This window comes from Phenylobacterium sp. (assembly GCF_035309685.1).
Lineage (GTDB): Bacteria > Pseudomonadota > Alphaproteobacteria > Caulobacterales > Caulobacteraceae > Phenylobacterium.
In genome coordinates this window covers 77837-99327 of record NZ_DATGEX010000019.1, presented here as the reverse complement: position 1 = coordinate 99327, position 21491 = coordinate 77837, and the positions used below count along the sequence as shown (strand labels likewise).

22 protein-coding genes are annotated in these 21491 nt (G+C 68.6%); 12 read left to right on the top strand and 10 right to left on the bottom strand.

What is annotated here, in order from left to right; all coding sequences use genetic code 11:
* Positions 1 to 13: 13 nt before the first annotated feature.
* Entirely contained in the window at positions 14 to 571 is a 558-nt protein-coding gene (locus VKQ35_RS06090; RefSeq protein WP_324359582.1) for an ActR/PrrA/RegA family redox response regulator transcription factor, read from the bottom strand.
* 99 nt (positions 572 to 670) lie between these two features.
* Positions 671 to 2062 (bottom strand): ActS/PrrB/RegB family redox-sensitive histidine kinase, encoded by a 1392-nt coding sequence (locus VKQ35_RS06085; RefSeq protein ID WP_324359580.1) that lies wholly within the window; start codon positions 2060 to 2062, stop codon positions 671 to 673.
* A gap of 190 nt (positions 2063 to 2252) precedes the next feature.
* Between VKQ35_RS06085 and VKQ35_RS06080 the strand changes: the two genes are divergently transcribed.
* Complete coding sequence (locus VKQ35_RS06080; RefSeq protein WP_324359578.1) at positions 2253 to 2870, top strand: SCO family protein; 618 nt, start codon at positions 2253 to 2255, stop codon at positions 2868 to 2870.
* On the opposite strand, the gene VKQ35_RS06075 is transcribed toward VKQ35_RS06080, so the two are convergent.
* Positions 2867 to 3508, bottom strand: coding sequence for a class I SAM-dependent methyltransferase (locus VKQ35_RS06075; protein ID WP_324359575.1), 642 nt, complete (start codon positions 3506 to 3508; stop codon positions 2867 to 2869). The genes VKQ35_RS06080 and VKQ35_RS06075 overlap by 4 nt on opposite strands.
* Before the next feature lie 112 nt (positions 3509 to 3620).
* On the opposite strand from VKQ35_RS06075, the gene VKQ35_RS06070 reads away from it, so the two are divergent.
* Both VKQ35_RS06070 and VKQ35_RS06065 read left to right on the top strand, forming a co-directional pair.
* Complete coding sequence (locus VKQ35_RS06070; RefSeq protein WP_324359574.1) at positions 3621 to 4919, top strand: polyhydroxyalkanoate depolymerase; 1299 nt, start codon at positions 3621 to 3623, stop codon at positions 4917 to 4919.
* A gap of 42 nt (positions 4920 to 4961) precedes the next feature.
* Positions 4962 to 5711: a M48 family metallopeptidase gene (locus VKQ35_RS06065; RefSeq protein ID WP_324359572.1), complete on the top strand. Its 750-nt coding sequence runs from the start codon at positions 4962 to 4964 to the stop codon at positions 5709 to 5711.
* Positions 5712 to 5877: 166 nt separating this feature from the next.
* Here the strand turns inward: VKQ35_RS06065 and VKQ35_RS06060 are convergent, their stop codons facing one another.
* A complete protein-coding gene (locus VKQ35_RS06060; RefSeq protein ID WP_324359570.1) occupies positions 5878 to 7977 on the bottom strand; it encodes a penicillin-binding protein 1A in 2100 nt (699 codons plus the stop codon).
* Positions 7978 to 8229: 252 nt separating this feature from the next.
* Here VKQ35_RS06060 and VKQ35_RS06055 point away from each other — a divergent pair, with 252 nt between their 5' ends.
* From VKQ35_RS06055 to VKQ35_RS06015, 9 genes are all read left to right on the top strand, one after another.
* Positions 8230 to 8844: a DsbA family protein gene (locus tag VKQ35_RS06055; protein ID WP_324359568.1), complete on the top strand. Its 615-nt coding sequence runs from the start codon at positions 8230 to 8232 to the stop codon at positions 8842 to 8844.
* A gap of 236 nt (positions 8845 to 9080) precedes the next feature.
* Positions 9081 to 9425, top strand: a complete 345-nt coding sequence (locus VKQ35_RS06050; protein WP_324359566.1) for a CC_3452 family protein — start codon at positions 9081 to 9083, stop codon at positions 9423 to 9425.
* A 323-nt stretch (positions 9426 to 9748) separates the two neighbouring features.
* The gene (locus VKQ35_RS06045; RefSeq protein WP_324359564.1) at positions 9749 to 10303 is read left to right on the top strand and encodes a F0F1 ATP synthase subunit delta; all 555 of its coding nucleotides are present in this window, start codon (positions 9749 to 9751) and stop codon (positions 10301 to 10303) included.
* Between the two features lie 5 nt (positions 10304 to 10308).
* Positions 10309 to 11841, top strand: a complete 1533-nt coding sequence (gene atpA / locus VKQ35_RS06040) for a F0F1 ATP synthase subunit alpha (RefSeq protein ID WP_324359562.1) — start codon at positions 10309 to 10311, stop codon at positions 11839 to 11841.
* 32 nt (positions 11842 to 11873) lie between these two features.
* Positions 11874 to 12740: a F0F1 ATP synthase subunit gamma gene (locus tag VKQ35_RS06035; RefSeq protein WP_324359559.1), complete on the top strand. Its 867-nt coding sequence runs from the start codon at positions 11874 to 11876 to the stop codon at positions 12738 to 12740.
* Positions 12741 to 12762: 22 nt separating this feature from the next.
* Positions 12763 to 14313, top strand: a complete 1551-nt coding sequence (gene atpD / locus VKQ35_RS06030; RefSeq protein WP_324359558.1) for a F0F1 ATP synthase subunit beta — start codon at positions 12763 to 12765, stop codon at positions 14311 to 14313.
* Between the two features lie 9 nt (positions 14314 to 14322).
* Positions 14323 to 14586 carry an ATP synthase F1 subunit epsilon gene (locus VKQ35_RS06025; RefSeq protein ID WP_324359556.1) on the top strand — a complete coding sequence of 88 codons (264 nt, stop codon included), beginning with the start codon at positions 14323 to 14325 and terminating at the stop codon, positions 14584 to 14586.
* 90 nt (positions 14587 to 14676) lie between these two features.
* Entirely contained in the window at positions 14677 to 15372 is a 696-nt protein-coding gene (locus VKQ35_RS06020) for a hypothetical protein (protein ID WP_324359554.1), read from the top strand.
* Positions 15369 to 15620 carry a CBU_0592 family membrane protein gene (locus VKQ35_RS06015; RefSeq protein WP_324359552.1) on the top strand — a complete coding sequence of 84 codons (252 nt, stop codon included), beginning with the start codon at positions 15369 to 15371 and terminating at the stop codon, positions 15618 to 15620. The genes VKQ35_RS06020 and VKQ35_RS06015 overlap by 4 nt, the downstream gene beginning before the upstream one ends.
* Here the strand turns inward: VKQ35_RS06015 and VKQ35_RS06010 are convergent.
* The 6 genes from VKQ35_RS06010 to VKQ35_RS05985 all read right to left on the bottom strand — a co-directional run bounded on the left by VKQ35_RS06010 (position 15604) and on the right by VKQ35_RS05985 (position 21487).
* Positions 15604 to 16365 (bottom strand): alpha/beta hydrolase, encoded by a 762-nt coding sequence (locus VKQ35_RS06010; protein ID WP_324359550.1) that lies wholly within the window; start codon positions 16363 to 16365, stop codon positions 15604 to 15606. The genes VKQ35_RS06015 and VKQ35_RS06010 overlap by 17 nt on opposite strands.
* Positions 16366 to 16860, bottom strand: coding sequence for an RNA pyrophosphohydrolase (locus VKQ35_RS06005; protein ID WP_324359548.1), 495 nt, complete (start codon positions 16858 to 16860; stop codon positions 16366 to 16368).
* 69 nt (positions 16861 to 16929) lie between these two features.
* Positions 16930 to 18063, bottom strand: a complete 1134-nt coding sequence (locus tag VKQ35_RS06000; RefSeq protein ID WP_324359546.1) for a divergent polysaccharide deacetylase family protein — start codon at positions 18061 to 18063, stop codon at positions 16930 to 16932.
* Positions 18064 to 18166: 103 nt separating this feature from the next.
* The gene (locus VKQ35_RS05995; RefSeq protein WP_324359544.1) at positions 18167 to 18931 is read right to left on the bottom strand and encodes a PEPxxWA-CTERM sorting domain-containing protein; all 765 of its coding nucleotides are present in this window, start codon (positions 18929 to 18931) and stop codon (positions 18167 to 18169) included.
* A 161-nt stretch (positions 18932 to 19092) separates the two neighbouring features.
* Complete coding sequence (locus VKQ35_RS05990) at positions 19093 to 20487, bottom strand: S41 family peptidase (protein WP_324359541.1); 1395 nt, start codon at positions 20485 to 20487, stop codon at positions 19093 to 19095.
* A gap of 97 nt (positions 20488 to 20584) precedes the next feature.
* Positions 20585 to 21487: a murein hydrolase activator EnvC family protein gene (locus VKQ35_RS05985; protein WP_324359540.1), complete on the bottom strand. Its 903-nt coding sequence runs from the start codon at positions 21485 to 21487 to the stop codon at positions 20585 to 20587.
* Positions 21488 to 21491: the final 4 nt, after the last annotated feature.

Genomic DNA, 21491 nt, shown 5'->3' with positions numbered 1-21491 from the left:
TTCGCCCAAGGACCTAGCGCGGCGCCCGCTTGGCCAGGATCCGCTGCAGGGTGCGCCGGTGCATGTTCAGCCGGCGCGCCGTCTCCGAAACGTTGTGGTTGCAGAGCTCGTAGATGCGCTGGATGTGCTCCCAGCGCACGCGGTCGGCGCTCATCGGGTTTTCCGGCGGCGGGGGAGAGTCGCCGCCGCGGGCCAGCAGGGCGCGGGCCACATCGTCGGCGTCGGCGGGCTTGGAGAGGTAGTCCACGGCGCCGGCCTTCACCGCCTGCACGGCGGTGGCGATGTTCCCGTAGCCGGTCAGCATGATGATTTTGGCGTCGGGCCGGGCGTCGCGCACCGCCTCGACCACCTTGAGCCCCGTGCCGTCTTCCAGGCGCATGTCCAGCACGGCGAAGGCCGGCGCGTGGCTGCGCACCGCGGCGAGCGCCTCGGAGACCGAGCCGACGAGCGTGGGCTCGAAGCCCCGCTGCTCCAGCGCGCGGCCCAACCTGGTGCGCAGAGGCGCGTCGTCGTCCAAGACCAGCAGGCTCTTGTCGGAGAGGGCGGCGACGTCGGCGGAGAGGTCGGTCATGCGGGAACTCCCTAGGGGGTGGGCTCGCGAGGCTCTGACAGGTGCGGCATCCTGTCGCACGTCATAACGTCAGGGCAAGCTGGAACTCGTATCAGGCGACTACATGGCGCCCGCCTCGATTTTCGAGCGCGGCCAGCGGGCCGACACGACGGCGCCGTGCGGTCTGCCGTTCTGAAACGTCACAAGGGCCCCAGTTCGTTCCAAAAGCGTCTTGGCGATGAAGAAGCCCAGACCCATGCCGATGTGGCCGGTGCGCGACCCTTCCGCCCCTGGCCGGGTGGTCACATAGGGCTCGCCGAGCTTGGACAGCACCTCAGCGGAAAAGCCCGGCCCGTCATCGCGCACCTCCATGGAGATGGTCTCGGCGTCGAAGCGAGCGGAGACCAGGATTTCCGACTTCGCGAAATCCACGGCGTTCTCCACGAAGGAGGTGAAGGCGTGGGTGATCTCGGGCAGCCGGCGGATGTCGGGGGTTTTCATGCCCTTGGCGCCGGTGACGATGGCCTCGACGCGGACGCCCTTCACGCCGCCATGCGGCTCGATCACCTCCTGCACCAGCTGGCGCAGCGACAGGCGCTCATGCACCACGTCGGCGGCCGCGTCGGGGGTCTCGGTCAGGCGGCGCAGGATCTCGCGGCAGCGCTCGGCCTGGGAGACCAGGAGTTCGGCGTCTTCCTTCACCGCCGGCGTCGGCGCCTCGCGGCCCAGCTCCTTGGCGACGATGGAGATGGTGGCGAGCGGGGTGCCGAGCTCATGGGCGGCGGCGGCGGCCAGCGCGCCCAGCGCCGATAGCCGTTGCTCGCGGGCAAGCACCGCCTGGGTCACGTCGAGCGCCAGGGCCATCCGCGCCGATTCCACCGCCGCCTGGCGCACATAGCCGGCGGTGAGCGCGATGCCGGCGATGTTGGCCAGCGCCGCGGCGACCCGGAAACTCAGCGGGATGACCACCTCCATGCCGGGCGACTGCGGCAGCGGCAGGGAGACGATCGCCAGGACCGCGGAGATCACCGAGGCCATGGCCGCCAGCGTCAGGACCGGGCGCAGCGGCAGCGTAGCGGCCGCCAGCGTCACCGGCGCGATCAGCAGCAGCACGAAGGGGTTCGACGAGCCGCCGGTCAGGAAGATCAGCGTGCTGATCTGCAGAATGTCGATGCCGAGCTGCGCGCCGGCCTCCCGGTCGCCGAACACCCGCTGGCCGGGCGAGGCGACGCCGGTCAGCAGGTTCACCCAGATCCCGGCGCCCACGACCGCGAAGCACAGGAAGAACGGCAGGGAAAAGCCCATGCCGGCGGCCACCAGCAGCAGCGCGGTCTCGCCGGCCACCACCAGCCAGCGCAGGGTGACGAGCGTGCGGACCCGCAGGCGTCCGCGGTGGACCGCGCCTTCCGACCAGTCCTCGCCCTGGTCGGCGCCAAGACCGATCCCGTCCCTGGCCAGTTCGCCCGGCGTCGCCGGCTTGGACCCGTCCTCGCCGCCGTCCTCACCTTGCATAGGCGCTGCGCCGGCCCTATCGAGACCGGGCTGGATCGGCGGCGCGGGGTGCGTCCTCGGTCTGGCCATGCCGGCTCAGGATCGCGCGCCTGGGCCGCCGTGACGACCCCTAAAGCAGATTCGGGCCCTAAAGCGGATTTGGGCATCCAGCCGCTGCGGCCGGCGCCCGGAAGGAAAGCAGGAACCGCTCATGAGCCGAACCGTGTGGATCATCCTGGCCATCCTCGCCGTCGCCTTCGCCGCGGTCACCGGCCTGGCTGTCAAGCGCGGCATTCTCGGCGGCCAAGGGCAAACCGCGGCCATCGGCGGACCGTTCCACCTGGTCGACCAGAAGGGGGCGCCCGCCGACGCGTCTGTCCTGAAGGGAAAATGGAACGCGGTCTTCTTCGGCTTCACCTATTGCCCGGAGGCTTGCCCGACGACGCTCCTGGCGCTTGGCCAGACCGAAAAGCTGCTGGGGCCCAAGGCCGGCGACTTCCAGGCGGTGTTCATCTCGGTCGACCCCGACCGCGACACGCCCAAGGTGATAGCCAACTACCTGTCGAACTCCGCCTTCCCGCGCCGCACCGTGGGCCTGACCGGCACGCCGGCCCAGGTGGCTGAGGTCGCGCACGCCTACAAGGTCTTCTACCAAAAGGCGGGTGAGGGGCCAGGCTACCAGATCAACCACTCGACCATCACCTATCTGATGAGCCCGACCGGCGATTTCGTCTGCGTGATCCCCTACGGCGAGGCTCCGCAGCAGATGGCCGGCCAGATTCAGGCGGCGATGAAGCAGGGGCCGCACGCGACATCGTGTAGCGCCTAGCGCGTATAGGCGCTCCAGAACGAGCCCGCCGCGGTCGCCGCGCCCACCACCTCGGCGTCAAGCTGGCCTGTGCGGACAAGGGCGAAGCGCTCGGCGAGCAGGGCCCGCAGGTCCAGGCCGTCGTCCGCCCAGCGGGCTTCGACCGCTGGCACCACGCGGCGCAGGGTGTTGACGATGGCGATCGGCGCGCCGGGCGGCAGGGCCTGGGCGATCAGGCCGATATCCTCGGCCGGACGCAGGCAGTGCTGCAGAACCCAGACGCTGAAGGCCGCCTGGGCCCGCAGGCCGCCGCCGATCAGCCCTTGGAACGTGCGCCGCGAAACGACCGAGAAGTTGGCGTGATCCACATAGGCCGGCGCCAGGGCGCGCATCTCCGCGCTGCTGTCGACGCCTAGGACGACGCAGCCGAACCGCTCGATGAGCGCCTTTGAGAGACGTCCGACCCCGCAGCCGTAGTCGACCACCAGCATCCCGGGCTGGATCGCCAGCCACTCGCCCAGCAGCTCGGCGAGATAGGGAGTCTCCCGCCGCCAGCGGTCCTCGGTTCCCTGGCCGGCCGATCCGGTGACGATGATCCGCTTGGCGGCCTCGAGGTCGGGCGCGGCGAAGATGCCGGGGTCATAGGTCACGCGGGTCATGCGGCGATCCTAGCATCGGGTCCGCTGGCGCAAAGCTGGGGAAAAGCTGAACATCGGGTATGGACCCGGTTAACGGTTCAGGTGTTATGCTGCGGCGCACAAAGGATGGGGCATGCTCTACTCCCTCTATGAAGCGGGTTTCTATGCTGCAACGCCGCTGCGCGCGGCTGCGCGGATCACGCGGGATTTCTGGTCCTCGCCGCTCAATCCGGCGCGCGACAGCGAGCTCGGCCGCCGCCTCTACGCCAACGCCGACCTGTTCGCGAACCTGACGCGCCGCTACGGCAAGCCCGACTGGGGCATCGAGACCATCGAGATCGACGGCGAGCCCGTTCGGGTCCGGCTCGAGGAGGTCTGGTCGAGCCCCTGGTGCAAGCTCACCCACTTCGCCCGCGACATGGCCGACATGCGCCGCGCCGGCCGCCGCACCCGCGAACCTGCGGTGCTGATCGCCGCCCCGCTCAGCGGCCACTACGCCACCCTGCTGCGCGGCACGGTGGAAGCCTTCCTGCAGGACCACGAGGTCTACATCACCGAGTGGACCAACGCCCGCGACGTGCCGGTGATGGAAGGCCGCTTCGACTTCCACGACTACATCGACCACATCCGCGAGATGCTGCGGATCCTGGGGCCCCGGCCGCACGTGGTCGCAGTTTGCCAGCCGGGCCCGCCGGTGCTGGCCGCCGCGGCGCTGATGGCCGAGGACGGCGAGGAGTGCCGGCCGGGATCGATGACCTTCATGGGCTCGCCGATCGACGCGCGGCTGTCGCCGACCGTGACCAACAAACTGGCCGAGGAACGGCCCTTCACCTGGTTCCAGTCGACCATGATCGACACCGTGCCGCCGCCCCATCCGGGGATGGGCCGGCGCGTCTATCCGGGCTTTGTGCAGCTCGCCAGCTTCATGTCGATGAACGCCGCCAAGCACGAGGAGGCGCACCAGCGCTACCTGCGCCAGCTGATGGACGGCGACGGCGACGGGGCCGAGCAGCACCTGAAGTTCTACGACGAGTATCTTTCGGTGCTCGACCTCACCGAGGAATTCTATCTGCAGACCGTCGATGTGGTCTTCCAGCGCTACCTGCTGCCCAAGGGCGAACTGACGCATCGCGGACGCCTGGTCCGGCCCGAGCTGATCACCGACATCAGCCTGCTGACCGTCGAGGGCGAGAACGACGACATCTCCGGAATCGGCCAGACCCAGGCGGCCCACGATCTCTGCTCGGGCCTGCCGGCGGACCTCAAGCAGGACTATGTGCAGCCTAAGGTCGGCCACTACGGCGTCTTCAACGGCGCGCGCTTCCGCGACGAGATCTATCCGCGCGTGCGCAGCGTGATCTGGACCGCCGAAATGGCGCTTTCGCGCGAGCCGGCCAACGCCGCGCGGCCCAAGCGTATCAAGGCCGCCTAGAGGCCCCTCCCGTTCAGGGCCGAAGCCGCTTACTTAGGGCGCATGAGTCTCTTCGGCCGTTCTCTTGCCGACGGCGACCGGCTGGAAGTCGCCGGGACCGCCGTCACCTTGAAGGTGAACCGCCGCGCGCGCCGCGTATCGCTTCGGCTCGACCGGACACGCCGCGAGATCGTCGCCACCGCGCCGTCGCCGCGCCGCCTGCCCGAGGCCGCCGCCTTTGCCCGCGAGCGGGCCGGCTGGATCGCCGCGCGGATCGCCGAGCTGCCGGACGCCACCCCGGTCCATCCGGGCATGATGCTCGAGGTGTTCGGCGAGCCGGTGCGGCTGGAGGCCGGCAGCGGCCGCGCCAAATGGCTGCCCGCCGCGCACGGCGAGCCGGCCCGCATCACCGCCATGGCATCGTCCGATCTTGGGGGCGAAGGCTACGCGCGCGCGGTGATCCTGATGCTCAAGAAGCGGGCCAAGGCGGTGCTTGGCGAGCGCACGGAGGTCTACGCCGCCATGCTGGGCGTCGCCCAGCCCACGGTCACCGTCGCCGACGCCAAGGGCCGCTGGGGCTCGTGCCGCCCGGGCGTGCGGGGCGGCGTGGCGTCGATCCGCTATAGCTGGCGCCTGGCGCTGGCCCCCTTCGAGGTCGCCGACTATGTGGCGGCCCACGAGTGCGCCCACCTCTTGGAACTGAACCACGGCCCGCGCTTCTGGGCCCACGTCCGCGCCCTGGTCGGCGAACCCAAAGCCCACCGCGCCTGGCTGCGCAGCGAGGGCGCGCGCCTGCACGCGTTTGGGCGGTAGCTTCGCTCCAGATGCTCCCCCGCAGGGGGAGCTGTCTGCGAAGACAGACTGAGGGGGTTCAAGCCCACTCCGCTATCCGCTTTGGGTGGAACCCCCTCCGTCTCGGCGCTGCGCACCGAGCCACCTCCCCCTCAATCGCGCTGCGCGCTGGGGGAGGATCTGAAGATCAGTGCGGCGCCTCGTCGGCCGGCTGACGCGGTCCTGACGCCCCACGCGGCGGCGGGGCGGGATCGGCCTCGTGATCGCCGTGCAAGAGGTCCTGGACGCCGTTGAGGATCGCCCCGATCGCGTCGGTCGGCTGGTCTGGCGGCGGCGGGGCCTCGGCGCCGGGGATCGGCTGAACCGCGAGCCGTGGCAGGGCCTGGGTCATGTAGTCGTGCCAGATCGCCGCCGGCGGGCCGCCGCCGGTGACCTTCTTCATCGGCGTATTGTCGTCGCGCCCGACCCAGACGGCGGTGACGAAGCCGCCGGTGTAGCCGATGAACCATGCGTCCCGGTAGTCGCTGGTGGTGCCGGTCTTGCCGGCCAGGTCGTAGCCCTTCACCGCCGCCCGCGTGCCGGTCCCGGACACGATCACCTGGCGCATCATGCGGATCATGTAGGAGAGCGCCGGCTGGCCGATCACGGTGCGGCGCTGGTCGCCTCCGACATTGTGGTCGTAGAGCACCCGGCCGGACGCGGTGCGGATGCGCTCGATGCCGTAGCCGCGGGCGAAGACGCCGCCGTTGGCGAAGGGCGCGTAGGCCTGGGCCATCTCCAGCGGGCTGACCTCGACGGCGCCCAGCGACATGGAGGGGTCGAGCTGGATAGGCGAGACGATGCCCAGCCGATGCGCGGTCGCCGCCACGTTCGAGGTGCCAACCTCGTTGGCCAGGCGCGCCGCCACGGTGTTGATGGATTCCTTCAGGCCGATCTCCAGGTTGATCGGACCCAGGTATTTGCCGGTGTAATTGCGAGGCGTCCAATTGCCGATGGTGATCGGCTCATCGACCACCGGGGTGTCCGGGGTGCGGCCCGCCTCCATGGCGGTCAGATAGACGAAGGGCTTCCAGGAGGAGCCGGCCTGGCGCCTGGCCTGGGTCGCCCGGTCGAACTGGCTCTGCAGATAGTTGACCCCGCCGACATAGGCGCGGACGCGGCCCTCGCCGTCGAGCGACAAAAGCGCCGCCTGCTTGACGCCCTGGCCCTGCGCGCCCGCGACGCCGGCCTGCACCGCCTGTTCGGCGCTGGCCTGCAGGGGAAGGTCGAGCGTGGTCTCCACCACCAGGTCCTCGGTCGGCTGGCCGACCAGATGGCGGACCTGATCGTCGACCCAGTCGGTGAAGTACTGCGCCCGCTGGTTGGCCAGCACCGGATTGACCCGGATGGGGCCGGAGTTGATGGCGTCCTGCGCCTGCTGGGCGGTGATGGCGTGGGTGCGGACCATCTCGTCCAGCACGGTGGTGGCGCGCCGCTCGGCGCGCGCGGTGTCGGCCATCGGCGAATAGCGCGAGGGGCCCTTCATCAAGCCGGCCAGCATGGCGCTTTCGGCGAGCGTCAGTTGGGCGGCGGGCTTGCCGAAATAGCGCTGGGAGGCGGCCTCGATGCCATAGGCGCCTTCGCCGAAATACTCCCGGTTCAGATAGAGCTCGAGGATCTGCTTCTTGGAGAACTTGGCCTCCAGCCAGATCGCCAGGATCAGCTCCTGGGCCTTGCGGCGGTAGTTCTGGTTGGGCGTCAGGAAGAGCGCGCGGGCGAGCTGCTGGGTGATGGTCGAGCCGCCGCGCAGGGGCCCCGCGCCGTGATGGGTCCAGTTGTAGACCTGGCTGCGCGCGATGCCCCACGGGTTGAAGCCGAAGTGCCAGTAGAACCAGCGGTCCTCGATCGCCACGAAGGCCTTGGGCACATAGGGCGGCAGCTTGTCCAGGTCGACCGGCGGGGCGAACTGGCTGCCGCGCACCGCCACCAGGCCGCCGGAGCGGTCCAGGTAGGAGATCGAGGGCTGGCGCTTGACGTCGTAGAGCTTGGAGGTGTCGGGCAGGTCCACCGAGAAGACGGCGAAGAAGGCGACGACGAAGATCAGCGCCCAGACGCCGAGCACGAGCGTCCAGTAGATGAAGGCCTGCAGCGGCGTGCGCCCCGGCCGGGGCTCGCCCGAGCCAGCGCCGGAACCGTTGCCAGAGCCGCCGCCAGAGCCATTGCCGCCGCCGCTGCGGCCGGATCCGCGACCCGGCCCGCGTCCCGAGCCGCCCCTGGATCCATTGGGCGGCGGCTGCGCGTTCGCCATCTGCTCGTCCTACGGTCCCGGGCCGACCCATGTCGCAACACAGGGCGCGACCCATAGCTTAGCGCAGACAAGCACGCGACAAGATTGACGAGATATGAACGGCGGGCTTTGAGAGGGCCCTACGACGGCTTCGCGCGGCTTTCTTTGCAGCCAAGCTTAGGTCACATTCCGCGTCGAGTTTGGCCGCGCCGAGTTTTGGCCTCGCCGGTTTCGGAACAGTCGGGCCGGCGCGCCCTTAGAGGATGAGAGACGATGTTGCGGACGCGGGTTGCGGTGGCGATGGCGCTGGTGATGTTCGGCGCGGCGGCCTGTTCCAAGGGCGGCGGCGGGACCGCGCTCACCCAGGATGACATGGATCAGGGCAACGCCCAGGCGAAAGTCACGGTGGTGGAATACGCCTCGGTCGGCTGCCCGGTCTGCGCCAAGTGGCAGAAGGAGGTCTATCCGGCCTTCAAGGCCAAATACATCGACACCAACAAGATCCACTACGTGTTCCGCGAAATGCTGGTGGGCCAGGGGCCTGAGATCGCGGTGGCCTCGGCCGGCTTCCTGCTCGCCCGCTGCGCCGGCAAGGACAAGTACTTCGCGGTGACCGACGCGATCTTCACCAGCCAGCAGCAGGCCTTCGAGGCGCCGCGCGAGACCCTGCTCAACGTGGCCAGGTCGGTGGGCATGAGTGACGACGCCTTCAACAAGTGCATCAACGACGACAAGGCGATGCAGGCGCTGCAGGACCGGGTCGACCACCACAACCGCGACGACCACGTCAATTCGACGCCGACCTTCGTGATCAACGGCAAGAGCCTCGAGCCCGGCTACCACTCGCTCGACGAGATCGACGCGGCGATCAAGGCGGCGGGCGGCTAAGGCCGGCCATTCGCGCCGTAGGAACGCCCGCCGGACGGTTCAAGGGCGCGAAGCTCTACATTCACGCATACCCGTGTTGCGAAAAAAGCGGTTGCCCGCGATCTTAACACTGTTATCTTAGCGATGCTCAGTTCGTCGTGCGCCGAGGGTGGGGATACCCGGAGCGGTCCCACGCGGTGAATCGGGCCGGCGCCTTGAGCAGGGGCGCCGCCACTCCCCGAACCGGAGGGCTCATCATGAAGCTCCTGACCCTTGCGGCTGCCTGCGCGGCCGTCGCCACCCTCGCCGCCGCTCCCGCTTTCGCCGCCGATCCGGTGGTCGCCAAGCTGGCGCAGCCCGTTCCTCAAGCCACCAAGTTCATCGCCGGTGAAGCGGTGTTCAAGTGCGAGGGCGACACCTGCGTCGCCGCCGCGCCGCAGTCGCAAACCTTCTCGACCGCGGCCTGCAAGGCCCTCGCCGCCAAGGTCGGCGCGGTCGTCGCCTTCACCGGCGAGAAGGCCATGGACGACTCGCGTCTGTCGGCCTGCAACGCCGTCGTGGTGGCCCGCGCCGCCGGCGGCGCGCAGATGGCCAAGCAGTAACTCCAGACTTTTTCAGTCTCCCAGCGGCTCTGTTGTCGAGCTTCTGAACTTGGGCGCCGGCCTTCGGGTCGGCGCCCTTTTCTTTTTGCGCAATCCTGCCCTGAGGTCGCGAAGCCCGTGACTATAGGTCGGGTCCGGCGGGCCGCGTCGCGTCCCCCTTGTGTTGCGGCGCGGGAGGTCGCGTGCTATCAGGCGCGCGGCTTCGGGCAAGGGGTCCTTGAGACCTTTGCGCTCGCTGTGCTTTTTCCAAGCGCTTTCAAGCCTTTAAGGCTGCAGCGGCATTCGTCGCGGCGGCTCCCTAGACGCACCGGGCGGACACTTAAGTGGCGGACGATTCAAAGGTATCGAATGTGGGCGGCCGGTACGCTCAGGCCCTGTTCGACCTGGCGAGCGATGAGAAGCAGGTTGCGGCCGTCGAGGCGGACCTGAAATCCCTGAAGAAGGCGCTGGCCGAAAGCCGGGACCTGCGGACGCTGGTGGCCTCGCCCGCGTTCAGCGCCGAAGACAAGGGCAAAGCCCTGGTGGCCATCGCCGTGAAGGCGAAGTTCTCCATGACCACCATCAAATTTCTTGGGTTGCTGGCCACCAACGGCCGCGCCGGACTGCTCGCCTCGATCATCACCAGCTATGAGGCGCTCTCGGCCAAGGCCCGCGGCGCCGTCTCCGCCCAGGTGACCACCGCCATCGCGCTCAGCCCCGCCCAGTCGAAGGGCGTCGCCGCCGCGCTGCGCCAGGCGTTGGGCAAGGACCCTGAAATCGAGACCCGCATCGACCCCGCCATTCTGGGCGGCATCAAGGTGCAGGTCGGTTCCCGTCTGTTCGACGCTTCGCTCAAGTCGAAGCTCGACTCCCTCAAATTCGCCCTCAAGAGAGCGTAAGATCCATGGATATCCGCGCCGCCGAAATCTCGGCCATCCTCAAGTCGCAGATCGCGAACTTCGGCCAGGAAGCTGACGTCTCCGACGTCGGTCAGGTCCTGTCCGTCGGCGACGGCATCGCCCGCGTCTTCGGCCTCGACAACGTCCAGGCCGGCGAGATGGTCGAGTTCACCAAGGCCGGCGTTAAGGGCATGGCGCTGAACCTCGAGCGCGACAACGTCGGCGTCGTGATCTTCGGCGAAGACCGCGCCATCTCGGAAGGCGACGAAGTCCGCCGTCTGGGCGAAATCGTCGACGTGCCGGTGGGCAAGGGCCTCTTGGGCCGCGTCGTCAATCCGCTGGGCGAGCCGATCGACGGCAAGGGCCCGATCACCAACGTGGCCGAGCGCCGCCGGGTGGACGTGAAGGCGCCGGGCATCATTCCGCGCAAGTCGGTGCACGAGCCGGTGCAGACGGGCCTCAAGGCCATCGACACCCTGATCCCGGTCGGCCGCGGCCAGCGCGAGCTGATCATCGGCGACCGCCAGACCGGCAAGACCGCCGTCGCCATCGACACCATCCTGAACCAGAAGTCGATCAACGCCGGGACCGATGAGAGCGCCAAGCTCTATTGCATCTACGTCGCCATCGGCCAGAAGCGCTCGACCGTCGCCCAGATCGTCAAGACGCTCGAGGAGCGCGGCGCGCTCGACTACACGATCGTCGTTTCCGCGACGGCGTCGGAGCCGGCTCCGCTGCAGTTCCTGGCGCCTTTCGCCGGCTGCGCCATGGGTGAGTGGTTCCGCGACAACGGCATGCACGCGGTCATCATCTACGACGACCTGTCCAAGCAGGCCGTCGCCTACCGCCAGATGTCGCTGCTGCTGCGCCGCCCGCCGGGCCGCGAAGCCTATCCGGGCGACGTCTTCTATCTGCACAGCCGTCTGCTGGAACGCGCCGCGAAGCTCAACGAAGCCAACGGCTCGGGCTCGCTGACCGCGCTGCCGCTGATCGAGACCCAGGCCAACGACGTCTCGGCCTATATCCCGACCAACGTGATCTCGATCACCGACGGCCAGATCTTCCTGGAAACCGACCTGTTCTTCCAGGGCATCCGCCCGGCGGTGAACGTCGGCATCTCGGTGAGCCGCGTGGGCTCGTCCGCCCAGATCAAGGCGATGAAGACCGCCGCCGGCCCCATCAAGGGCGAGCTCGCCCAGTACCGGGAAATGGCCGCCTTCGCCAAGTTCGGCTCCGACCTGGACGCCACGACCCAGCGCCAGCTGGCGCGCGGCGAGCGCCTGACCGAGCTTCTGAAGCAGCCCCAGTACTCGCCGCTGTCGGTCGAGGAGCAGGTGGCGGTGATCTACGCCGGCACCCGCGGCTATCTGGACGGCATCGCCACCAACCAGGTGCGCCGTTTCGAGAGCGAACTGCTCGCCCACCTGCACGCCAAGCATCAGGGCATGCTCGACAAGATCCGCACCGAAAAGGACATCAAGAACGTCGAAGACGATCTGAAGTCCACGCTGGCCGCCTTCGCCCAGTCGTTCGCTTAGACGCGCGCGGGCAGAGGATCAGGATCTAGGGGATGGCCAGCCTCAAGGAGATGCGCAATCGGATCGGAAGCGTGAAAGCCACGCAGAAGATCACGAAGGCGCTGCAGATGGTGGCGGCGGCGAAGCTGCGCCGCAGCCAGGACGCCGCCCAGAACGCGCGGCCCTACGCCGAGCGCATGGCCGCGGTGATCGCCAACCTGGCGGCCGGGGTCTCGGGCGAAGGCGCGCCGCGCCTGCTGGTCGGCACTGGCTCGGACCAGCGTCACCTGATCGTGGTGGCGACCTCGGACCGCGGCCTGGCCGGGGGTTTCAACTCCTCCATCGTCCGCGCCGCGCGCGAGAAGATTTCGCGCCTGCTGAACGAGGGCAAGGACGTCCGCGTGCTCACGCTGGGCCGCAAGGCCCGCGACCAGCTGAAGCGGCTCGACCGCTCGGCCGGCGCCTTCGAGGCCGGCGGCAACCCCTCGCTCGCCGTCGCCGAAGAGGTCTCGGCGAAGATCCGCGAGCTGTTCGAGGCGGGCGATGTCGATGTCGTCACCCTCTATTTCTCGAAGTTCAAGTCGGTGATCTCGCAGACCCCGACCGCCGTCCAGCTGATCCCGGCGCAGGTCGAGGCCTCCGCTCCGGCCATCGATCTGAAGGGCGCCGTCTACGAATACGAGCCTGACGAGGAGACCATCCTCGAAGAGCTGCTGCCCCGGAACATCACCACCCAGATCTTTTCCGCCATGCTGGAAAACCAGGCCGGGTTCTACGCGTCCCAGATGACCGCGATGGACAACGCCACCCGCAACGCCGGCGACATGATCTCGGCCCTCACCCTGAAGTACAACCGCTCACGCCAGGCGCAGATCACCAAGGAGCTGATCGAGATCATCTCCGGCGCCGAAGCGCTCTAGCCGAATACCGAAAGAGACAGTCATGGCCACCACCACCGCCAAGAAACCCGCCGCCAAGAAGCCGGCCGCCCCGAAGGCCCCGACCAAGTCGGCCGCCAAGACCCCGGCCGTCGCCATCAAGGGCGTCGCCACCGGCAAGCTGGTGCAGATCATCGGCGCGGTCGTCGACGTGGAGTTCGAAGGCCACCTGCCGGCGATCCAGAGCGCTCTGGAAACCACCAACACCGACCAGCGGACCGGCGCGCCGTTCCGCCTGGTGCTCGAGGTCGCCCAGCACCTGGGCGAGAACACCGTGCGCGCCATCGCCATGGACACCACCGAGGGCCTGACCCGCGGCCAGCCGGTCACCGACACCGGCCGCCCGATCACCGTGCCGGTGGGCCCGGCGTGCCTGGGCCGCATCATGAACGTCATCGGCGATCCGATCGACGAAGCCGGCCCGATCAACTCGCCTTTTGAATCGCCGATCCACCGCGAGGCCCCGTCCTTCGCCGAGCAGTCGACCTCGGCCGAAGTGCTGGTCACCGGCATCAAGGTGATCGACCTGCTCTGCCCCTATACCAAGGGCGGCAAGATCGGCCTGTTCGGCGGCGCCGGCGTCGGCAAGACCGTGACCATGCAGGAGCTGATCAACAATATCGCCAAGGCCTACGGCGGCTACTCCGTGCTGGCCGGCGTCGGCGAGCGCACCCGCGAGGGCAACGACCTCTATTACGAAATGATCGAGTCCAAGGTGAACATGGACCCGAAGGAGCACGGCGGCTCCACCGAGGGCTCCAAGTGCGCGCTGGTCTACGGCCAGATGAACGAGCCTCCCGGCGCCCGCGCCCGCGTGGCGCTCACCGGTCTGGCGCAAGCCGAGTACTTCCGCGACCAGGAAGGCAAGGACGTGCTGCTGTTCGTCGACAACATCTTCCGCTTCACCCAGGCCGGCGCGGAAGTGTCGGCGCTGCTGGGCCGCATCCCGTCCGCCGTGGGCTATCAGCCGACGCTGGCCACCGAGATGGGCAACCTGCAGGAGCGGATCACCTCGACCAACAAGGGCTCGATCACCTCGGTGCAGGCGATCTACGTGCCCGCCGACGACATGACCGACCCGGCGCCGGCCACCTCCTTCGCCCACCTGGACGCGACGACGGTGCTGAGCCGCGACATCGCCGCCCAGGCGATCTTCCCGGCCGTGGACCCGCTGGACTCCACCAGCCGGATCATGGACCCGCTGGTGATCGGCGAAGAGCACTACAACGTCGCCCGCCGCGTGCAGGAGACCCTGCAGGCCTACAAGGCGCTGAAGGACATCATCGCGATCCTGGGCATGGACGAGCTGTCGGAAGAGGACAAGCTGACGGTGGCCCGCGCCCGCAAGATCTCCAAGTTCCTGTCGCAGCCGTTCCACGTGGCCGAGCAGTTCACCAACACGCCCGGCGTGCTGGTCAGCCTGGAAGACACCATCCGCTCGTTCAAGGCGGTGGTGGACGGCGAATACGACCACCTGCCGGAAGCCGCCTTCTACAACGTCGGCGCCATCGAGGACGCGGTGAAGAAGGCCGAGCAGCTGGCGGCGGAAGCGTAAAGAACGGACATGGCCGACAAGCTTCACTTCTCCCTGGTCTCACCGGAGCGCGAGCTGTTCTCGGGCCTCGTGGACCAGGTCGACGCGCCGGGCTCCGAAGGCGACTTCGGGGTGCTGGCCGGCCATGCGCCGTTCATGACCGCGCTGAAGGAAGGTCCGGTCACCGTGCACAACGACGGCCAGATCACCGTCTATCAGGTGCGGGGCGGTTTTGCGGATGTCACGCCGGATGGCTTCACCGTGCTCGCTGAGCACGCTATTGAAGCAGTCTAAATTATAGTTGTAAATTCGCCGCCGTAAGGTCTTGCTTCCGCCCTCGCGGTCCCGTTTTATGGCCCGCTGAAAAGTCAGGGAAAGTCTTAGATGCGCATCGTCCTCGCCAGCCTGCTCGCCACCGCGGCCCTCGCGTCCGTGGCTCAGGCCCAGACGCCTTCCGCGCCCGCGGCGCCCGCGGCGCAGACTCCTCCCGATGCGACCGCCGCCGCGCCGCCCGCGACGCCGACACCGCCCGCCACGCCGGACGCGAACGCCGCGCCGGCCCAATCCCCGACCGACGAGGCCCGGGCGAAGCTCGCGGCGCTCACCGGAGACGGCGCGCAGGTCCTGCAGATCGTCGAAAAGTTCTGCGTGCCGTTGGTGCGCGGCGGCAACTTCGACCAGCTGGCCAAGGCCAACGGCATGAAGAACAACCGCCGCGACGGCACCTGGTCGATCCAGCTCGGCACGACCAACAAGGACTACAACATCACCTTCTCGCCGCCCGGCGTGAACAAGGACGTCTGCCGCGGCGAGGTCCACTATGCGGTGGGCCAGGACCAGCCCATCGTCCAGGCGCTGCTGGTCTGGTCCTTCCTGCATCAGCCCGAGCTGATCCTGCAGGCCAACTATGTGGCGGTGGATCCGGACGGCATCAAGCGGGTGCGGAAGTCCTGGGAAGCCTTGAACGCGACCTCGTCCACGGCGGTGAATTTCTCCACCTGGACCAAGCCGGACGACAGCTCGCTGAACCCGAAATATTCGACCGGCGAGATCTTCTACCAGGAACGCAAGCTCGGATGAGCTGGACGGACGCCGCGGGACTTGCCGGCGTCCTGATGATCCTGGCAGCCTACGCCGGCGCGGCGCTGGGCCGGCTCGATCCCAAGGGCGTCTGGTCGCTCCTGGCGAATCTGATCGGCGCCTGCGGGATTCTGGTTTCGCTGCTGATCGCCAACTTCAACCTGTCATCGACCGTGATGGAAGGCTCCTGGGCGCTGGTCGCACTGGCGGGCCTGATCCGGCTGGCCGTGATCAAGCGGCGAGGCTGACCGTCTCGGCCAGCCAAGCGAGCGCGCTCTGCGCCACCGTCTCCCAGCCGGGCTCGCCGACCAGCCAGTGGCTCATCCCCGGCATGATCTCGAACGTCGCGCCGATGCGCTCGGCGATCGCCTTGGCGGTCGTGCTGGAGTGGACGACGTCGCCCTGGCCGGAGATCACCAGGGAGGGCGCTGCGATGGCCCCCGGGCCGACGCTGGTCGTCATGAAGGGGTCGAGCCACCAGTTCAGGGTCTCGCGCACGGCCATGGCGCTTTCCGGCCGTAGCCTGGCGACCGCCGCCTCCCGCTCGGCCTTGGGCATCCTGTCGAGGCTGTAGGCGCGCATCAGGCCACGATCGGGCTCCAGGGCGCCCGAGGAAAACAGCCCGGCGATCTGCACGCCGAAGGCGGTCGCCGCCTCCTCCAGGCTGGACCCCACCACGCCCCAGGGCGGCGAAGGGGCAAGCAGCACCAGCGCGCGGATCTTCGCCCGCCGCGCGGCCAGCTGCGCCACCAGGCCGCCCATGGAGTGGCCCAGCAGCACCGGCGGCTCGGCCAGGCTGTCGCAGAGCTTGGCGATGTCGGCGGCGTAGTCGCTCATCGAGACGCCGATCACCGCGCCGGTCGGCGCGTCCGCGGCGTGGCCGCGCAGGTCAGGCGCGATGACCTCGAAGCCAGCGGCCTCAAAGGGCGCGCGAAAGGCCTCGAAGCACCAGCCGCCGCAAAAGGCGCCGTGCACCATCACAATGGCGGTCATCTAGTTCTCTTTCACGCGGGCGGCCGCAAATGCGCCAAAGGCCTCGACCACCCGACGATAGGCCGCCTTCTTGAAGGGCACGATCAGGTCCGCCGCGTCCTCCAGATAGGCCCAGCGCCAGGCGTCGAACTCCGGCGGGCCGTGGGCGGTCAGGTCGAAGTCCGTGTCGTCGCCCTGGAAGCGGAAGGCGAACCACACCTGCTTCTGGCCTTTCCAGCCGCGCAGCGCCTTGGAGCCGCCGTGGCCAGGCGGGAAGTCGTAGGGCACCCACTCCTTGGTGCAGTCGAGGAAGGCGGCCTTCGTCGCGCCGGTCTCCTCGGCCAGCTCGCGGCGCGCGGCGGCTTCCAGGTCTTCGCCCGGATCGACGCCGCCTTGCGGGAACTGCCAGTTGTGCGGCCCGGGCGTGTTGGCGCGCCGGCCCAGCCAGACGCGGCCGTCCGCGTCGAAGAGCACGACGCCGACGTTCGGGCGGTAAAGGTCCAGATCCTGGGTCATGCGCCCCTGCTGTTCGCGCAGAGGTCTCTTAGCCTAGGACGCTTTCCAACGCATCAATGCGCCCATCCCTCAATGGGCCAGGGCCGAGGCCGGCGCGAGCTGGAAGCCGCGGTCGCTTAAGGACCGCGACCATTGGGCGACCTTCTCCAGCGTCACCGGATAGGCGAAGCCTGAGCCAAGCGCCTGGCCGCGCTGCAGGGCCGAGGCTTGCAGGGCCAGCAGCTGCTGGTCGATGGCGGTCTGGTTGAGCTGGTCATCGATCACCCGCTCGGCGGAGCCGCGGATGACGCCCTTGCCGGCGCGGCTGCGGGCCGAGCCGTCGTCGACGAAGGCCAGGCCCCGCCCGCGCACGGCTGAGGAAAAGGTCTGATAGGCCCCGTCCGAGGCCAGGAACTTGGAGCCCAGATAGTTGGTCAGGCCGAAATAGCCGGTGGCCCGCGACAGAATCCACTCCAGCTTCTTGACCGTCTCCGGGCCCTGTCCGCCGGCCATCAGGGTCAGCGGGCCAGGGTCGTTGTCCGGATAGTCCACCGGCTCCATGGGCGTCTCCAGCAGCACCTCGTGGCCGTGGGCGCGGGCCATGTCGATCCAGCCCTGCAGGCCTTCGGCGTAGGGGCTGAAGGAGAGCGTGATCTCGGCCGGCAGGGTCTCGATGGCCGCCTGGGTGGTCCGGGCGTTGAGACCTAGCCCGCCGATCACCAGGGCGACCTTCGGGCGGCCATTGGGCGCGAAGGGCCGGCGGTAGGCCTCGAAGGGGGTGCGGCCGTCCGGCGCGATGATCGGCAGCGGCCCGGCGGGGCCCGGCGCGAAGAAGCCGGCGATCGGGGCCACGGCCAAGGGCGCGCCGGGCGGCGGCGGGGCGGTGAAGGTCCCGGGCCTGTTCCAGCTGGCGCCGCCGGTCAGGGGCGCCAGCGGGCGGTCGGAGAGCCGGATCACGTCCTGGCTCACCCGCGCCGGGCCGCGCAGGGGGTTCAGGGTCTCGCGCCAGCCTTGCGGCGCGCGGCGGAAGGCCTGGCTGAGCGACAGGCGAACGGTGTTGGGGTCGTGGTTGGCGGGTCCGAGCGTCTTGACCAGGCCGAAGGCCGCGGCGGCCAGCAGGGCGGCGGCGGCGAAGAGGCCGACATAGCGGTTGGACGCCAGCGCGCGCAGCGGCGCGAGGTTCAGCGTCGGCGCGGAAAGGCGGGGAAGGGCGATGCTGGCCACGTTGCGGATGCTCCTCAGCTAAGGAGACTCCCAAAACAGGGTTAACGATCGCTTCTCAAAACTTAAGGAATTGGCCGGACCCAAGCCAAATCGCGACGAACGCTCAGGCGGCGGCCAGGCCGTGGCGGCGACTGCGGCGAAGGATCGCACCGACCCCGCCGAAGCCGACGATCATCAGCGCCCAGGCGCTGGGCTCGGGGACGTTGCCGGCCGGAACGGGCGAGGGCCGGTCGCCCGGCGGGTTGTCGCCGTTGGGATCGAAGGCGGTGTAGCTGAAATCGTCCAACCCCAGCCAGCCGCGATCGGTGACGCCGGTCTGGCCGATGGTCTGTTGGTTGATGGTGACCTGGGTCAGGTCGGTAAAACCGTCCAGGGCGATCAACTGGAAGTGCGAGGTGACCGCGATAGAGATGGTCGGGTTGCAGGCGGTCACGCAGTCAGCACCGCTGATGCCGCTGATCGTCACCATGTCCGGGCCGAGCGTGTTGCCGAAGCCAAGGCCGATCTTGAGATACCAGAGATTGAAGGCGACGTTGTCGGCCGTGACGCCGCTCAGGTCCGCACCGTCCGGTGGAGCCGTGCCGGTGTAGTGGGTGAAGGTCAGCGGCTCCACCTGAAACATGTTGCCAGTTTCCATGAACTGGCTGGCTTGGCCCGTGATCTGCGGGTCCAGCCCAACGGGCATGATGGTGAAGGCGTCTTGCTGAAAGTGCAGGCCGCCGTCGTAGAGGTTGTTCTGGAAGTAGCCATAGGCGTTCGGCGAGAAGTCGATGTCGTCGAAGCCGACGATGCCGGCGCGCGCGCTTTGCGCCACGCACAGCGCCGCGGCCAGTGCGGAAAACACGCCGATCGAAAAATGCCTAGGCATAGTAACCTTAACCCCCCGGCCATATGGCCAAGATACGAAGCAGCCATAGCATTGGATGCAAGCCGCGCGCCAAAACCTTCACCTGGTGCGCGAATTTGCCGCCCAGGTGTCGCCGCGGAGCTACGAAAGGTTAACGCCCCGCCGAGGCAGGGGTGGGCGCGCTAAGGCTGCTTCGGCGTGGGCGCCTTGACCTCGGCCACCTTCGACTTCGACAGGATGCTGGCCAGGCGGGCGGTGGGGGCCGACAGCTTAGGCGTCGCGGCGACTGAGCCGTAGCGCAGCACGTCCTCGGCGCGGGACATCTGGAAGTCCTTCTTCACGTCGAAGCCCTCGGGCGGCGCCTCGGCCGGGGTGTGGGCGCCCTTGCGGACCTTGCCCTCGTCGGCGTTGAGCGCGTTCTTGAAGGAGGCCTCGGAGAAGCCGAAGGCGCGGTTGGCGATCTCCTGCGCCTCGTCCTTGCTGGCCGCGACCTCAAGGTCGGGTTCGATGCCGGTCTTCTGGATCGAGCGGCCGGACGGCGTGTAGTAGCGCGCCGTGGTCAGCTTCAGCGCCCCGTCCATGCCGCCGCGCAGCGGGATCACCGTCTGCACCGAGCCCTTGCCGAAGCTGGTCAGACCGACGATGGACGCGCGCTTGCGGTCCTGCAGGGCGCCGGCGACGATTTCGGCGGCCGACGCCGTGCCGCTATCGATCAGCACCACCATGGGCAGGCCATTGGTGATGTCGCCGGGCCGGGCGTTGTAGCGCTCGACATCGCGCGGATCGCGGCCGCGCTGGCTGACGATCTCGCCGCCTTCCAGGAACAGGTCGGAGATGCCGACCGCCTGGTCGAGCAGGCCGCCGGGATTGCGCCGCAGGTCGAGGATCAGCCCCTTCATGTGGGGGTTCTTGGCCTTGATCTCCTCGAAGGCGGCCTTGGCCTCATCGGTGGTCTTCTCGTTGAAGCCGGAGACCCGCAGGATGCCGTAGTCGCCGTCCAGCTTCGCCGTGGCCGACTTCTGCTTGATGATCTCGCGCTGCAGCTTGACGTCGAAGGGGTCCGACTTTTCGCGCGCGATGGTGAGCGTCACCGTCTCGCCGGGCTTGCCGCGCATCTGCTTGACCGCGTCGGTGACCGAGAGGCCCAGCACGCTGTCGCCGTTGACGGCGGTGATGTAGTCGCCGGGCTTGAGGCCCGCCTTGGCGGCGGGCGTGTCGTCGATCGGCGAGATGATCTTCACCACGCCGTCCTCGGTGGTGACCTCCAGGCCCAGGCCGCCATATTCGCCGCGGGTCTGGTCGCGCATGTCGTCGAAGCCCTCGGGGTCGAGGTAGTTCGAGTGCGGGTCGAGCGAGGTCAGCATGCCATCCAGCGCTGCGTGGATCAGCTTGGTGTCGTCCACCGGGGTCACGTACTGGCGCTCGACGATATCGAGCACGTCGCCGAACAGGCCCAGCATCCGGTAGGTGTTGGCCTTCGGCGGCGTCGCCGCGGCGATCGCGTGCTGGCTCACATAGGCCATGGAGCCTGCGCCCAGCACGAAGGCCGAAACGCCGATCAGGAGGTACTTTTTCATCGCAGCCGTAGGCTCCCTTGCGGCGCCGCCCTGCTGGACGGCCGACCGCCTCAATGATGCGCGGCCCCTCCCGAGCGTCCTTTTTGAATAAGTCCGCTCAGCCCGCTTTGTTCAGCCAACGCCCCGGGTCGACTGGGGCGCCTTGTTCCCGGACCTCCAGGTAGAGTTCCTGGGGGGCCTTAGTATCCCTGGCCGGAGCCGCCTCTTTAGCAGTCTGGCGGCCATCGGGCATGAAACCTACAGCCTCACCGGCCGCGACAGATTGCCCAACCGACACGCTGGTCCGGTCGAGACCAGCAAGCACCAGATGGTATCCACCCGCCAGCCTTAATATCAAGATGACGCCCCATCCCTTCACGGGGCCCACATATTGCACATAGCCAGGGCCGGGGCTGGCCACGCGGGCCCCGCCGGCGGCGGCGAAGGTGACGCCGTTGGAGCGGCCGCCGCTCGCCAGCGCCTGACCGAACCGCCGCACGATGGGGCCGGGCGTCGGGATAGACAGGGTTTGCGGCGGGGTGATGGCTGCTTCTTGACCGGGCGCGGCCCCACTTGCCGATGGGGGCGACAATGGGCCGCGCAACAGAGGCGCCGCTTCCGGCGGCGGGGCCGCCTCGGCGCGTTCGCTGTCGTTGGTGAACAGCGCCTCGCTCTCGACGGCGGCCAGCCTGCGCTGGCGCATCATCTCGCCGGCCTCGTGGGCGTAGCCCAGCGCGCGGGCCTGCAGCTCCGGGGTCATGGCCTTGACCAGGATCGCGGCGCGCACCGCGTCCTTGGCGTCGCGCGGGCTGACCAGCAGGGCCGGCGGCGGGTGGCGCTTCAGCTCCTCCAGCACGGTGAGCAGCCGGGCGAGCTGGCCCATGTTGTGCGACTGCTCGACGGAGAGCTCGGTCTCCTGGCTGTTCAGCCGCGCCAGGCGCTCGCCGGTGGCGGCGATGGCCGCGGCGCCGAGCGCGAGGGCGGCGAGCGAGACGGGCAGGACGTAGGCTGATGTCTTCACAGGG

Excerpts from the sequence above, each read along its gene's own strand:
- VKQ35_RS06090 (WP_324359582.1), bottom strand. The coding sequence starts at position 571 with ATGACCGACCTCTCCGCCGACGTCGCCGCCCTCTCCGACAAGAGCCTG.
- VKQ35_RS06085 (WP_324359580.1), bottom strand. The coding sequence starts at position 2,062 with ATGCAAGGTGAGGACGGCGGCGAGGACGGGTCCAAGCCGGCGACGCCG.
- VKQ35_RS06080 (WP_324359578.1), top strand. The coding sequence starts at position 2,253 with ATGAGCCGAACCGTGTGGATCATCCTGGCCATCCTCGCCGTCGCCTTC.
- VKQ35_RS06075 (WP_324359575.1), bottom strand. The coding sequence starts at position 3,508 with ATGACCCGCGTGACCTATGACCCCGGCATCTTCGCCGCGCCCGACCTC.
- VKQ35_RS06070 (WP_324359574.1), top strand. The coding sequence starts at position 3,621 with ATGCTCTACTCCCTCTATGAAGCGGGTTTCTATGCTGCAACGCCGCTG.
- VKQ35_RS06065 (WP_324359572.1), top strand. The coding sequence starts at position 4,962 with ATGAGTCTCTTCGGCCGTTCTCTTGCCGACGGCGACCGGCTGGAAGTC.
- VKQ35_RS06060 (WP_324359570.1), bottom strand. The coding sequence starts at position 7,977 with ATGGCGAACGCGCAGCCGCCGCCCAATGGATCCAGGGGCGGCTCGGGA.
- VKQ35_RS06055 (WP_324359568.1), top strand. The coding sequence starts at position 8,230 with ATGTTGCGGACGCGGGTTGCGGTGGCGATGGCGCTGGTGATGTTCGGC.
- VKQ35_RS06050 (WP_324359566.1), top strand. The coding sequence starts at position 9,081 with ATGAAGCTCCTGACCCTTGCGGCTGCCTGCGCGGCCGTCGCCACCCTC.
- atpA (WP_324359562.1), top strand. The coding sequence starts at position 10,309 with ATGGATATCCGCGCCGCCGAAATCTCGGCCATCCTCAAGTCGCAGATC.
- VKQ35_RS06035 (WP_324359559.1), top strand. The coding sequence starts at position 11,874 with ATGGCCAGCCTCAAGGAGATGCGCAATCGGATCGGAAGCGTGAAAGCC.
- atpD (WP_324359558.1), top strand. The coding sequence starts at position 12,763 with ATGGCCACCACCACCGCCAAGAAACCCGCCGCCAAGAAGCCGGCCGCC.
- VKQ35_RS06025 (WP_324359556.1), top strand. The coding sequence starts at position 14,323 with ATGGCCGACAAGCTTCACTTCTCCCTGGTCTCACCGGAGCGCGAGCTG.
- VKQ35_RS06020 (WP_324359554.1), top strand. The coding sequence starts at position 14,677 with ATGCGCATCGTCCTCGCCAGCCTGCTCGCCACCGCGGCCCTCGCGTCC.
- VKQ35_RS06015 (WP_324359552.1), top strand. The coding sequence starts at position 15,369 with ATGAGCTGGACGGACGCCGCGGGACTTGCCGGCGTCCTGATGATCCTG.
- VKQ35_RS06010 (WP_324359550.1), bottom strand. The coding sequence starts at position 16,365 with ATGACCGCCATTGTGATGGTGCACGGCGCCTTTTGCGGCGGCTGGTGC.
- VKQ35_RS06005 (WP_324359548.1), bottom strand. The coding sequence starts at position 16,860 with ATGACCCAGGATCTGGACCTTTACCGCCCGAACGTCGGCGTCGTGCTC.
- VKQ35_RS05995 (WP_324359544.1), bottom strand. The coding sequence starts at position 18,931 with ATGCCTAGGCATTTTTCGATCGGCGTGTTTTCCGCACTGGCCGCGGCG.
- VKQ35_RS05990 (WP_324359541.1), bottom strand. The coding sequence starts at position 20,487 with ATGAAAAAGTACCTCCTGATCGGCGTTTCGGCCTTCGTGCTGGGCGCA.